This window comes from Sphingomonas sp. LH128, from assembly GCF_000293195.2.
Lineage (GTDB): Bacteria > Pseudomonadota > Alphaproteobacteria > Sphingomonadales > Sphingomonadaceae > Novosphingobium > Novosphingobium resinovorum_A.
Genome location: NZ_ALVC01000092.1, coordinates 14,042 through 27,331, shown reverse-complemented (window position 1 = coordinate 27,331; position 13,290 = coordinate 14,042). Strand labels below are relative to the sequence as shown.

Below are 13,290 nucleotides of genomic sequence, written 5' to 3'. Positions count from 1 at the left end.
TGATGATCGCCGTCGCCACGTTGTTGAGGAAGATCGAAAGCACCAAGGTGACGGAGCCAAGCGCGGCCAGCACGACGATCAGCGGCAATCCCGTCAACGTCTCGCCCAGCCACTGTGCGGCGATGGCTGCAGCACCGCTGTTCTCAAAGCTCTGTCCAACCGGGATCATGGCTGCAAGCAGGACAATCACGCTCCAGTCGATGGAGCGGTAGATTTCCTCAGATGGCAGCAGCCGCAGCGCCGCGATCAGGACCGCGGCGCCCGTGAAGGCCAGCGCAGGCGAGAGACCAAGCCCGACGATGCAGGCGATTGCCGCTGCGAAAATTGCGAGAATTCCGGCCGCGCGGCTGTGAGCGGTCGGGACGGGATCGTGCCGGTCGATCTCAAGGACACGGGCACTGGCGCTGAACGCACCAAGTTCTGCCTGAGGACCGCGGATATAGAGCTGGTCGCCTGCCCGTATGCGCATGTCCACCAATTGCCGCCGTTCCCTGGCCACGCGGGGGCCTACCGCGACAACCTGCAGCTGCTGCCGGCTGCGGGTTCGCACTTCGTCGTAGCCAAGCCCGATGAGCGGAGAGCCGTGCGCCACCGCGACGCGGACGGTGACGGCATCTGGCACATGGTCTGCTGGAACATCGCTGGCGAGGCCAGCTGTCGCTGCTACAGACCACTGGTTCTTACGCGAAACGACCAGCAGGCGGTCCCGCGCCCGAAATTGATTGACGCCGGTTATCGGCGCGATGTCCCGGAATGTGGCGAGCATCCGCGCTCCGGCAGCCCGGAGGCGGCTACGCAGTTCCTCGGCATCCAAACGCTCGTCCACCACCGACAGCTCGTACACCCGCCACGGCGGCTTTCCGTTGCTGGAACTGCGCGTCCGCATCGGCAGCAGGCGCCACCCCACCACACACAGGTAGGCAAGGCCGACGACCGTCACTGCGACCCCCACGGGGGTCATGGCAAAGAAGCCGAGGGGCGCACCCAATCTCGCTTCCCGCACGGAAGACAGGATGAGGTTAGCCGGCGTCCCGATCAGCGTCGTCATCCCGCCCAGAATCGTTGCAAACGCGAGGGGCATCAAGGTGGCGGCCGGTGATCGCCTGGCCGTACGCGCGATCTCGGCCGCGATCGGCATCGTGATGACCAGAGCGGCGATATTGTTCATGAAGGCCGAAAGCATAGCGCCGACGACCAGAAGGCCGGCCAAGCGTATCGCGAACGGCGCATTGATTGGGATGATCCGATCGGCAACGAGACCCGCAGCGCCGCTGAGCTCGATCGCCCGCCCGACCACAAGCACCGCCGCAACCGCCATCACGGCAGGATCGGCAAATCCGGCAAAGGCGTCAGCCGGCGCGACAAGACCCGTCACCAGGCAGGCGAAGAGCGCAAGAAATGCAACCAGATCATGCCGGACACGCTCGGATACGAACAGGACGAGTGCACCCAGCAGGATCAGGGCGCTGACAAGGGCCGGGCTCAAGGCTGTTCCCCGTCTCCTTCGACTTCTCGCAGGACAAAGCGGCTTCCTGCGGCCGGAGCAGGCACGGCTTCGACACCGTTCTCCCGCAGGAGATCAGCGATGGTGATGGCTCGCCGCTGGGTCAAAGAGGGGGTCTTTGGTGCCTCCTTCGGCAGCCCCGGAACACCGAGAGCACGCACATTCCAGCGTTTTGCGGCCCATGCGCTCACCAAAACGGCTTCGCGCGCCGGAAGGTCGAGTGCATCCTGCGAACCGGGGAATCCGATCGACGGATATGCCATCTGCGGCGGGGTGAGCACCACGTCCCATCCATCCGCATGGGTAGCAGCCCGGCGTTCCAGGGTGTGGTACGTGGCCAGCGTGGCTCCGGGAAGCGGCATTGCATTGGCCGTCGCACGATGGTGATCGCGGTCAATCGTCACGGCATCGGACGCGATGCCGGCTGTCAGGGCGAGCATCTGTGAAAGGCTTGCAATGCGATGGGTTTCGATGGCAGCGGCATCGCCCGCCTGCCGGATTTCCTCGCGCTGGGCCTCGATTGCACCGGCCCCTGCCTCGAGCAGGACCTGGTCCAAACGCAGCTTGATCGGCTGGCCCAGTCTTGCGGTGAGATCGTCCTGTAAAGCTGCGGTGCGCTTCATCTTGTCGCGCGGCGTTATGACGACGGCCCGAACCACCGCCGGCTGTGCGTCGAAGTCGATATCGAGTTGAGTAACCCGAGCATCGGAACCGAAGCGTTCAGAGAGGAAGGACCGGGTCTGGTTCAGCGTCACCGCTTCGCCGGCAATCTGCTTGAGGGAGATGCCAAGCGGAATGGCCATCGCCACAAAGACGAACAACAGGACGAAAGTCTGCGTCCATGTCTGCTGACTGGAGAGGCGGTGCCCGAAACCATAGAACCGGGCCATTATCATCGCCGAAAGCGCGATCGTCACAAAGTTGGTGACGAACAGTGCAAAGGCCCCGCCCAGCACCGGCATGTTCCAGGTCGCAAGGCCAAAGCCCACCACGGCCAAGGGAGGCATCAACGCCGTTGCGATGGCAACGCCGACGATCGTGTCGCCGCGCCCGCGGATGATCGCGAACGTTCCGGCAAGCGCTGCGAAAAGCGCGACGGCGAGATCGAACAGGTTAGGCCGCGTGCGCGCGATGATCTCGCTGGTCGGTGCCTGGAGGGGTGACAGCGCAACGATCAGCGCCGTGAACAGCACCGCCGCGCTGGCACCGATCGCAAGCGCGGTCAGCGCCCGTCTCATCTCGCTGAAGTCGAACAGGGCAAGGCTGAAGCCGAGCCCAAGGATCGGACTCATGAGCGGAGAGATCAGCATCGCGCCGATCACCACCGCCGGGGAGGACAGCAGCAGGCCGAGGACCGCAATACCGGCCGACATCATCACCATGAACGCGTAGCGAGGAGTCCAGCCGCTATCCTCGACGATGCGCGCCATCACCGCTTCGTGATCGACACGCCCCACGACCGACCGGCGCCACCAGCGGTAGAGCGCGACATGCTCCAACCGTTCATGGATGGCGCCCTCGTGGCCCGGCGCCGCCGCCGATTGAGATGCCGTCATTCCTGCCCCGTCCCCATAACCTTCAAACTGGTGGTGGAATAAGCCCCTTCATCGCGTGCGGTTGCAGGTGCCGAGCGACGAGACGACCATGCGATAGTCGTTCAGCGCCTGTTCCTGCTTTGCGCTGCTGCGCGATACGTTCGCGGCTGCGGGCGGATAGGCGGGAAGGAAGCAGGCCAGGCTATACCATGCCAGGCTGTCTTGCCGCGGGGGCGCTTCAGTTGCGGCAGCCACCTGCGAGAAGGACACGCCCCAACTCGGCGCCATGCCCGGCTGATGGCGTACCGTGATAGCCGCGCCTCTCCCGCCCTTGGTGTCGAGGAAGATCTGTGTTTGCCCCTGTCCAGCAAGGTTGCCCGGCACAAACATCAGTTCCCGTACCCGTGTGACGGGTGACGGCGCGTCGGGCGCCACCATTTCACTCAGGATGGACCGCAAGCGTGCTTCCTGGAGCGGCGTCCACAAGATTTGCGCCGTTGGATCGACGAGCTTGATGTCACTGGCCTTGTCGGGCACGCGCCAGGCGAAGAGCAGCACCTCGCGCCCGGAAAGCTCCGGACGGTCCTTCGGCAGATCGACAAGGTAGCGCAGCGAAGGGCCGATGCCCTGACGTCCGTAAATCAGGGCCTCGGTCTGCGCTTGCGCGTAAAAGCGATCGTGCAGCGCGGTCGGATTACGGACCTGGGCGGGATCGAGGCGCGATATCGTCTGGACCCGCGCTTTGATGACCATGCCTGCACGCTTGGACAGTTCCACCAGGTCCGGGTAGCTCGGACCGGCCGGCTGCGGCGCTGTCTGTGCATGTGCGGGCGCGACCGAAACGAGCGCAGCAGCCGCAAGTGAACTGGCGCAAAGGGCTTTGATGGAAAAGTCAGGCATGGACTGTATCTTTCTTCCGGGCTGCATCCTCATGCCGCCCGATCACCGGCACATCCGAGCCATGCGTGACGAGACCCGCAAGGTCCAGACCTGTCGGCCTCTGGAATAGGCGCAGGGCGAATTCCGGCATGATCGCGATGAGATGGTCGAAGATGTCGGCCTGAATGTCCTCGTACCTCGCCCAGACGGTCGTGGATGCGAACGCATAGATCTGCAGGGGCAAGCCATGCTCGCCGGGTTCCAGTTGCCGGACCAGCATGGTCTTGTCCTTGGCCATGTCTGTACGGCTGCGCAGATAGGCGAGGACATAGGCGCGAAAGGTCCCGATGTTGGTGAGCTGGCGAGCATTGAGAACTTCGCTGGCGGCATGATGACGGTTCCAGTCTGACACCTCTCGCTGACGATCATCGAGATAACCCCGAAGCACGGCGAAGCGCGACAATCGTGCAAGGTCCTGGTCGCCAAGGAAGCGCACACTGTTCTGATCGATCATCAGCGAACGCATGATCCGTCTCCCGCCGGACTCCGCCATACCGCGCCAGTTGCGGAAGCTGTCCGTGATCAGGCGGTGCGTGGGTATGGTGGTTATCGTCTTGTCGAAGTTCTGCACTTTCACGGTATGAAGCGCGATATCGATGACGTCGCCATTGGCGTCGAGTTTGGGCATCTCGATCCAATCTCCCACCCGGATCATGTCGTTGGACGTGATCTGAACGGATGCCACCAGCGACAGGATCGTGTCCTTGAATACCAGCATGAGTACCGCCGCCATGGCGCCCAAGCCGGAAAGCAGCAACAAGGGGGACTGATCCATGAGCGCCGCGATCACCAGGATCGCGGTCGCGCCATAGACGAGCAGCTTTGCCACCTGGACATAGCCTTTGATCGGCCGGTCACCTGCTTCCGGACGACGCTGGTACTGCTCGTTGCCCAGCGTCAGTACACCGGTCAGCGCCAGGGCAAGGCTGACGATGATGATGGCTGCACAAATACTGTGGACGAGGCTGGGCAGTGCCATCGGCAGCCCCGACACAGTGCCGATACCGCCCTGTACAATCAGGGCGGGCAGGATGTTCGAAAGGCGCGAGACGATCGCACCAATGCGATCCGCGCCGACTTCGAACGGTGTGCGCCGGATCAGCCGCATCATCCCGTTCAGCACGATCCGCCGGGCGATCCAGTTGGCGAGCCACGCTGAACCCGCAAGCACAAGAAGCCCCAGTACTGTACGCGCCCATGGTTCTTGTGCCCACGCCCCCGTAAGTCGGGCAAGGGCGGCACTGGCATCGATCGGCAAGAGAAAGTCCCCCAAGGTTGTTGTCAAGCGGCCCGCAGCGGCTGTCGGGCGGTTTCGTCGGTGAATCGCAATGCCGCGAGGCCCACCACGCAGGCGGCGATCATCAAGTAGGCGGGCATCAGCGGATCGCCGGTACGGTCTATCAGCCAGGCGTTGACCGCAGGCGCAGTCCCGCCGAACAGCGAAGTCGACAGGTTGTAGGCGATTGCAAAGCCCGCAAAGCGCACCGGCGTCGGGAAGAAGGCCGGGAACGTTGCCGAGATCGTCGCCAGTTGCGGGACATAGAGCATTCCCAGAAGCGCATAGCCGATTACCGCACTCACCGGGCCTGCATCCATCACATGATAAAGCGGGACCACCGCCAGCATGAGCCCGATCAGCGAGGCCATCCACATGGGCTTCCTGCCGATCCGGTCGGAGAGTGCCCCCGCGAAAGGCAGGAGTACCATCATGAACAGCATTCCCGCCAGCGGCACCGCCAGCGCGGCGTCGGTAGAGAGGCCGAGGCGCCGCTCGAAGTACGTCGGCATGTAGCTCAGCAGCGTATAGTTTACGACGTTGAGCGCGATGACAAGGCCGCTCATGGCCAGCAGCGGGCGACGGTGGCGGGTCAGCAGGTCGCGTAAGGGAGATCCGGCGCCGCGATGCTCCTGTTGCTCCACCTCCCGGAAAAGCGGGGTCTCTTCCATGCGCGAACGCAAGTAGACCCCCACAAGACCGAGCGGCCCGGCAAGCAGGAACGGCAGACGCCATGCCCACTCGCGCATCGCGGCATCGCCCAGCAGCAGCGAGAACCCGAGCATGAGCACTGCGCCCGCACAGAAGCCCGCCAGCGTGCCGACTTCGAGAAAGCTGCCGTAGAAGCCGCGCTTCGCATCGGGTGCATATTCGGCCATGAAGATCGCCGCGCCGCCGTATTCGCCGCCTGTCGAGAACCCTTGCACCATGCGCAGGATCACCAGCAATGCGGGTGCCCACATGCCGATCGCGGCGTATGACGGGATCAGGCCGACCAAAACCGTCGCGCCCGCCATCATCACGATCGTCACCCCCAGCACCGCCTTGCGCCCGTGGCGATCGCCCAATGGCCCCCAGAAGAACCCTCCGAGCGGGCGGATCAGGAACGAGATCGCGAACGTCGCCAGCGCAAACAGCGTCGCCTCCGCCGTGTCCCCGGGGAAAAGCGCTGCGGAGATATACGTCACGCCATATGCGTAGATGCCGTAGTCGAACCATTCGGTGGCGTTGCCGATAGCCGAGGCGGCGATTGCGCGGTGCAGGACGGCGGGCGGGGTCGGTTCGGTCATGAAGATGTGCTTTCGTCGGCGGCGTCAGGCGTGGCCGACATTTCGATTGAAAGGGGCGTGGTTCGCGGCAGAACGACGTAGGTTTCCTGAAGATGGGGCGGCACCGGCTCGGAACGGGCCTGTCGCCACAAGCCGAAGACGAGCGCCGTGCCTGCGCAGACTGCGACGAACAGGAACAGTCCCGAAGTTCCCAGAAAAGTCATCGCGATAGCCGCCATCGAAGGCCCGATCGCGGCGCCGAGCGAGTAGAGAAGCACCAGCCCCCCACTGGCCGCTATCCGCTGATCCGAGGTCAAGTGATCATTGGTGTGAGCGACACACAAAGGGTACAAAGCGAAACTCAAGCCGCCAAACAAGGCACCGAACGCCATCAGCGGCGCGGTGCCGCTCGTCAGCGCGATGGCAAGGCTGGCGATGAGCGTTCCGGCAAAGCCCATCACGATCACCTTGCGCCGGTCCATGCGGTCCGACAGGCGACCCAGAGGCCACTGCAGCGCGACGCCGCCCATGATGACCACGCTCATGAACAGGGCCGTCGCAGACAGGTCCAGCCCGGATCGCCGCGCATAGACCGCGCCCATCGCGTAGAATGCCCCGAGCATCACGCCCGTCAGAAACGCGCCGACAATGCCAAGCGGAGAGACGGCGTAAAGTTCGCGGAAACCCAGCGACGCGCCCTCTTCCGGTGCAGGCGCCGCGATCCGGGTCAGGACCACCGGCACCGCGGCAAGCGAGATCAGGATCGAGCCTGCCAGCAGCGGCATCGTCGAACCCCCGCCGCCAAGGTTCAGCGTGAACTGGCCGATCGCCTGCCCGCCGTAGAGCGCGATCATGTAGCCTGCCAGGATGCTTCCGCGCCCTGCCCCTTCGGCCCGCTCGCCCAGCCAGCTTTCGAGACAGACGTAGATACCTGCAAGGCAAAGGCCGTCGGCAAAGCGCAGCGTGCCCCATAACAGCACATCGCGGTGGATCGCGTAGGCCAGCGTACTGGCGCTCAGAACCGCGACAAAGGCGGCGAAGGCGCGGATATGGCCGATCCGGCGCAGCAATGCGGGTGCGCGCAGCGATCCGGCGACCAGCCCCGCGAAGTAGGCGGTGCCGACAAGACCGATCGCCAGCGTGCCACTTCCCGCGCGCTCGAGACGCACGCTGACAAGCGTATTCATGAACCCGCCGCCCGCCATCAGCATGAAGATGGCGAGCAGCAGGCTGCGCACGGGAAGGATGGCGTTCAGCATCGACGAAGTGGAACCGGGCGTCAGGCCGCCGCGCGTTCCTGCGCCGTCGTCGCGCCTTCGACGAGCGCCTTGTGCAGCACGCGCACGGCGGGGTCGAAGTCCTCGACGCCGACGATGAACTGCACGTCCACGTTGCGGATCTGGTGCTGCATCGCGACCATGCCGATCCCCGCTTCCGCCAGCGCCATGAGCGCGCGAGGGACGAGACCCGCCTCGCCCAGATCGCTGCCGATCACCGAGACCATCGCCACCGGCTGCACCGTCACCGCCGCGCCCGGCCACTTCGCCTCGATGTCCGCCACGATCGCAGCCATCTGCGCCGTGTCGGTGCCCGAAAGGTAATGCGTGATCGTGTTGGCGTTGGAGCTCTTGCTGACGATCCAGGCGCCGTGGCGGGTCAGGGTGTCGAGGATCGCGGCATCGTAGCCCTTCTCCCCCACCATGTCCTGCTCGAACACCTGCAGCGCCTGCACCGAGGACAGGCCGGTGACGATCTCCACGCGCGGCGCTTCGGAGACGTAGTCGCCGCAGATCAGCGTGCCGCCGTCGTGCCGGTCGAAGGTGTTGCGCACCCTGAGCGGAATTCCGGACTGGCGCAGCCCCCGCCCGGCACGCGGATGGATCGCCTCCATGCCGAGGTTGGCGAGCTGGTCCGCCACGTCGTAGTTGGTCCGCCCGATCTTGCGCGCCACCGTTTCGCCGACAAGGCGCGGATCGGCGCTGGAGAGGTGGAACTCCTTGTGGATGATCGCCTCGCGCGCGCGCGTCAACACGGCGATGCGCGAGAACGTCATCTCCGAGTATCCGCGCGCATAGCGGCGCACCATGCCGCCCTCGCACCCGGCATAGCCGGTGACGATGGGCATCTGCGTGGCGAGATCGATCGGGCCGAGCGCCTCCTCGATCCGGGCATCGAGGCTGCGCATGTCCTCGTGGTTCCACAAGGTGAGGTCGACGAAGACCGCGTTCACGCCCCGGTCGCGCAGCATCAGCGCGGTAGAGTGCGCCGAATGCGCCTCGCCCAGCCCGGCCAGCATCTCGCGCACGGTGGTCATCTGCTCCTTCAGGCAGAAGCGGCCGTGTGCGCGCAGCCGGTCGAGATCGTCGAGGCAGGTTTCCAGCGCGGCGATGCGCCTGGCCACGAAGGCGTCGGCTTCCTCGCGGCTTTCGGCGCGCGCAAACATCTCGGCATTGCGCGCCCACATCGCGCCCATCACGTCGGCCAGCGCCGAACGCCAGGCGCCGGGCACTTCGTTGCGGATGAAGTGGGCATGGACGCCGGGCCGGCCCGACTTCTTGTGCTCCAGCAGCAGGTCGGTCATCCCGGCATAGGCCGAGACGACGAAGATGCGGTTGTAGAGGTCCGCGCCTTCGCGCCCGGCGATCAGCACGTTGTCGAACACGGTCGAGGTGGCGGCCATCGAAGTGCCGCCGATCTTTTCTACGGAATGCGCTCCGTTCATGCAGGTACTCCTTCGAGGCTGCCCGAAACGGGCGTCACCGGCTTCACATCGCGCGCGGCGATGAAATCCGGGCGCGGGGTGGCAGCGGCGAAGGGTGCCTCCAGCCGGTTGCTCACCGCGTTGTAGACGAGGAACGCATTGGCGCGCGGGAACGGGGTGATGTTGCCGTTGGAACCATGCATCGTGTTGCAGTCGAACACGATCACCGTGCCAGGCTTGCCGGTGGGCGCGACGATGCCCTGACGGTGCGCCAGTTCGGCCAGCGTGTCCTCGTCGGGCACGCCGTATTCCTGCTTGCGCAACGACGCCTTGTAGTGATCGTCCGGCGTCTCGCCCACGCAGGCGATGAAGACGTGCTGCGATCCGGGGATCACCATCAGCGGACCGTTGTTGGGCGTGTTTTCCGCCAGCAGCACCGACATCGACAGCGCGCGCATGCGCGGCATGCCATCCTCGGCGTGCCAGGTCTCGAAGTCGGAGTGCCAGTAGAACTCGCGGCCCTTGAACCCCGGCTTGTAGTTGAGGCGGGACTGGTGGACGTAGACCTCGTCGTCGAGCAGATAGCCGGCGACGCCGGCCAGCCGTTCGTCGGCGGCAAGGCGCGCCATCGTGTCACTCTGTTCGTGAATCTCGAAGATCGAGCGGATTTCGCGGCTGCCGGGTTCGGCAATCACCGTTTCGTCCTTCAGCCCCCTGGGATCGCCAAGCAGGCGCCCGGTTTCCGCCTGGAGCGTAGCCATCTCGGCTTCGGAGAAGACGCTCTCCAGCACGAGATAGCCATCGCGATCGAACTGGGCGATCTGCTCTGCGGTCAACGGCGCGCCCGGCTGCCAGGCGCGGCGGGCAACGGGTTCGCTGCGCGGAAACAGCTGGGGTTCGGCCGCGCTGCGGGTGGGATAGTGGTCGTGCATCGTGAGCCCCCTTTCTCCTTAGTCTGCGAGCGCGGGTTCGCTGGTGTCGGCGGGGTAGGCACCGTTCTCGTCATGGACCTCGCGCCCCGTCACCGGCGGGTTGAAGACGCAGGCGCACACGATGTCCTGCACCGGGCGCACGATGTGCCTGTCGTTGGCGTTGAGCGCATACATCACGCCCGGCCCCAACTCGTGCGTCAGGCCGGTGCCGAGATCCTCGATGGTCCCCTCGCCCTGCATCACCAGCACCGCTTCGAGATGGTTCTGGTAATGCATGTGCAGTTCCTCACCCGCGAACATCGTAGTGACGTGGAACGAGAAGCCCATCTTGTCGTCCTTGAGAAGCAGACGGTCGGAGTGCCAGCCCTTGGATTCAACGTGACGGTCGGACTTGCGGATGTCGCTGAGATTGCGAACGATCATGTGTGTATTCCTTTGAATTTGGAGGGAGTGTTCAGGCGGCCACGCCAATTTTCGGCAGCGGGCGCCTCACCGGGGCGATCGCCGCGGCGACGGCCTCTTCCAGAATGTCGAGCCCGGCTTCGAGGACGGCATCCTCGATGGTCAGCGGAGCGAGCACCTTGACGATCTCGTCATGCGCGCCGCTGGTCTCGATGATCAGGCCCTCGTCGAAGCAGGCCGACGTGATCCGCGATGCGACCTCGCCGCTGCCGACGTTGATGCCGCGCATCATGCCGCGACCGCGCGTGGTCAGGCCGTGCCGCTCGGCCATGCGCTCAAGCCGCCGTTCGAGGATGCCGCCGCGCCGCGCCACCGCGTCGATGAAGGCCGGGTCGGCCCAGAACTCGCGCAGCGCCGCGGTGGCGGTGACGAAGGCGTGGTTGTTGCCGCGGAACGTACCGTTGTGTTCGCCGGGGCTCCAGACATCGAGGTCGGGACGCATCAGCGTCAGCGCGAAAGGCAGGCCCATGCCCGAGAGCGACTTCGCCAGCGTGACGATATCGGGCGTGAAGCCCATGTTCTCGAAGCTGAAAAAGCCGCCGGTGCGGCCGCAGCCGGCCTGGATGTCGTCAACGATCATCAGCGCGCCGTGCTTCTTCGCCAGCGCCGCGATACGCCGCAGCCACGCAGGGCTTGCAGCATTGAGCCCGCCTTCGCCCTGGACTGTCTCGACCAGGAAGGCAGCCGGGGCATCGAGGCCGCTGGAAGGGTCGGAAAGACGCTGTTCGAGCAGGTCCGCCGTATCCACCTCGTCCCCATAATAACGGTCGAACGGCTCATGGCTGACGTGGCTGAGCGGTACGCCCGCGCCGCCGCGCTTGCCCGCATTGCCGGTGCAGGCGAGCGCGCCCAGCGTCATGCCGTGGAAGCCGTTGGTGAACGCGACGACGAGTTCGCGGCCCGTCACCTTGCGCGCCAGCTTGATTGCGGCTTCCACCGCGTTGGTGCCGGTTGGCCCGGTGAACATCGCGCGATAGTCCAGTCCGCGCGGCTCCAGGATCACTTCCTCGAAGGTGCGCAGGAAAGCGGCCTTGGCGTCGGTGTGCAGGTCGAGCGCATGGGTCACGCCGTCGCTGCCGATGTAATCCATCAGCGCCGCCTTGAGCACCGGATGGTTGTGCCCGTAGTTCAGCGAGGAGCAGCCCGACAGGAAATCGAGATAACGCCCGCCCTCGTTGTCGTGCAGCCACGGTCCTTGCGCCTTGCCGAACTGGCGCGGCATCGCACGCGAATAGCTGCGCACCCTGGATTCGCGGCGGTCATAGATCTTCGTATCCGGCGCGGTGGCGCTCGGCATGGGGGTCTTGGACATTTCGGGAGTTCCCCTGTTCAGGTATGGACGGACGGCAGCGGCGCGATGGTCGCCTGCCATTCCGTGTCGTGTGCCCCCGCGAAGTGCGCGGCGCGCTCGAAGCGCTGGGATTTCGAGAGGCTTGCGCCGTGCCGGCGCGCGAAGGCGCCGAAGAGCGCCCAGGAGGCCGGATTGGCCTCGGTAATCGTGGTGGTCAGCGTGGTCGCGCCCTGTACCGCGGGCAGCGAGACCAGTTCATCCAGCATGCGCCCTGCAAGCCCTTCACCTCGCGCGGAAGCCGCGACCGCGACCTGCCACACGAAGATGCGCTCCGGATGCGAAGGCGGACGGTAAGCGGAAATCCACCCGACAACCGCGCCTTCACGCTCCCCGAGCACGCAGGTGTCGGCGAAATCGCTGCACTGAAGCAGATTGCAGTAGGCCGAGTTGGGATCGAGCGGCTCGGACGCCGCGATCAGCGCAGTGACGGCAGGCCCGTCTTCGGCAGTGGGCCGGCGCAGGACCGGCGAGGTAGTCTTACACATCGGAATTGTGCCCTCGGGATTCGTCCCGAAGGCGGCTTTACTCATGACTTCATCAAAGATTACTTCACCCTCCGAAGCACATTGGCGTGCTTGGCATTTGCCTCATTATGACTGCTGCTGCGCGATAACATAAGGATCGTGCGGTGCATTGCAACCATGTGTCGCGAGATATGTTCCCTTGATGCGCGTCTTTGAAATGCAATATTTCGGATTTGGAAGTATCTTGCGGCTTGGCGCAAAGCCGCAGGAAAGCTAGCTGTCGGGGCATGGACAGCGATCTCACGCCAGCAGCACTTTCGGCCCTGAGAAAAATTCTCGACGCCGCCGATCTGGAAAATCGGAGGATGGCCGCGGCAACGGGATTGACCCCATCGCAGGCCCTGGTCTTGCGACAGATCGGATCCGGACAAAGCGTGACACCTAGCACTGTCGCAGCCGCGCTCCGGTTCGGACAGGCGACGATAACCAACATCGTCGACAAGCTGGTTGCAGCCGGTCTCGTCACTCGCTCTCGCAGCGAGAACGACAAGCGGCAGATCCTCGTCCAGGCGACCGAAGAAGGCCTTCAGCGGTTAAACAGCATGCCGTTTCCGTTGCAGATGCGCTTTGGGCGGGGGTTCGAGCGGTTGCCGCGCTGGGAACAGGCAATGATCCTCGCCACGCTCGAACGGATCGGGGCTCTGATTTCAGAAGACAGCGGTTCGGGGCAGGATACGGCATAGCGCCTCACACCTCGAACATTCACGGCCTATAGTTCGTTCCCGAAGCCCACGTGCCCAATAGGCAATTCCCCCCTCTCGGCTCGACCTTCGGCAACAGATGGTGCACAGAGCCGTT

Annotated in this window: 12 protein-coding genes; 1 reads left to right on the top strand and 11 read right to left on the bottom strand. The window is 64.7% G+C overall.

Translation table 11 applies throughout. The features are described from left to right. From LH128_RS08290 to ectA, 11 genes are all read right to left on the bottom strand, one after another. On the bottom strand, nt 1-1,486 hold a 1,486-nt coding region (locus LH128_RS08290; RefSeq protein WP_008829166.1), incomplete at its 3' end, for an SLC13 family permease. Next, nucleotides 1,483-3,060, bottom strand: a complete 1,578-nt coding sequence (locus LH128_RS08285; protein ID WP_008829165.1) for a DUF389 domain-containing protein — start codon at nt 3,058-3,060, stop codon at nt 1,483-1,485. The genes LH128_RS08290 and LH128_RS08285, both read right to left, overlap by 4 nt. A gap of 48 nt (nt 3,061-3,108) precedes the next feature. Next, complete coding sequence (locus LH128_RS08280) at nt 3,109-3,972, bottom strand: hypothetical protein (RefSeq protein ID WP_172704996.1); 864 nt, start codon at nt 3,970-3,972, stop codon at nt 3,109-3,111. Beyond that, nucleotides 3,932-5,149 carry a mechanosensitive ion channel family protein gene (locus LH128_RS08275; RefSeq protein WP_008829163.1) on the bottom strand — a complete coding sequence of 406 codons (1,218 nt, stop codon included), beginning with the start codon at nt 5,147-5,149 and terminating at the stop codon, nt 3,932-3,934. The genes LH128_RS08280 and LH128_RS08275 overlap by 41 nt, the downstream gene beginning before the upstream one ends. 110 nt (nt 5,150-5,259) lie before the next feature. After that, complete coding sequence (locus LH128_RS08270) at nt 5,260-6,543, bottom strand: MFS transporter (RefSeq protein WP_008829162.1); 1,284 nt, start codon at nt 6,541-6,543, stop codon at nt 5,260-5,262. Further along, nucleotides 6,540-7,781, bottom strand: a complete 1,242-nt coding sequence (locus LH128_RS08265) for an MFS transporter (RefSeq protein ID WP_008829161.1) — start codon at nt 7,779-7,781, stop codon at nt 6,540-6,542. Before LH128_RS08265 ends, LH128_RS08270 begins: the two co-directional genes overlap by 4 nt. 20 nt (nt 7,782-7,801) lie before the next feature. Then, the gene (locus LH128_RS08260) at nt 7,802-9,244 is read right to left on the bottom strand and encodes an aspartate kinase (RefSeq protein ID WP_008829160.1); all 1,443 of its coding nucleotides are present in this window, start codon (nt 9,242-9,244) and stop codon (nt 7,802-7,804) included. After that, complete coding sequence (thpD, locus tag LH128_RS08255) at nt 9,241-10,155, bottom strand: ectoine hydroxylase (protein WP_008829159.1); 915 nt, start codon at nt 10,153-10,155, stop codon at nt 9,241-9,243. Before thpD ends, LH128_RS08260 begins: the two co-directional genes overlap by 4 nt. An 18-nt stretch (nt 10,156-10,173) precedes the next feature. Continuing rightward, nucleotides 10,174-10,578, bottom strand: coding sequence for an ectoine synthase (locus tag LH128_RS08250; protein ID WP_008829158.1), 405 nt, complete (start codon nt 10,576-10,578; stop codon nt 10,174-10,176). A 31-nt stretch (nt 10,579-10,609) separates the two neighbouring features. Then, on the bottom strand, nt 10,610-11,929 hold the full coding sequence (gene ectB, locus LH128_RS08245) for a diaminobutyrate--2-oxoglutarate transaminase (protein WP_008829157.1): 1,320 nt from the start codon (nt 11,927-11,929) through the stop codon (nt 10,610-10,612). A gap of 17 nt (nt 11,930-11,946) precedes the next feature. Continuing rightward, on the bottom strand, nt 11,947-12,453 hold the full coding sequence (gene ectA, locus LH128_RS08240; RefSeq protein ID WP_008829156.1) for a diaminobutyrate acetyltransferase: 507 nt from the start codon (nt 12,451-12,453) through the stop codon (nt 11,947-11,949). 266 nt (nt 12,454-12,719) lie between these two features. On the opposite strand from ectA, the gene LH128_RS08235 reads away from it, so the two are divergent. Further along, entirely contained in the window at nt 12,720-13,175 is a 456-nt protein-coding gene (locus tag LH128_RS08235; protein WP_008829155.1) for a MarR family winged helix-turn-helix transcriptional regulator, read from the top strand. The last annotated feature ends 115 nt before the right edge of the window (nt 13,176-13,290 follow it).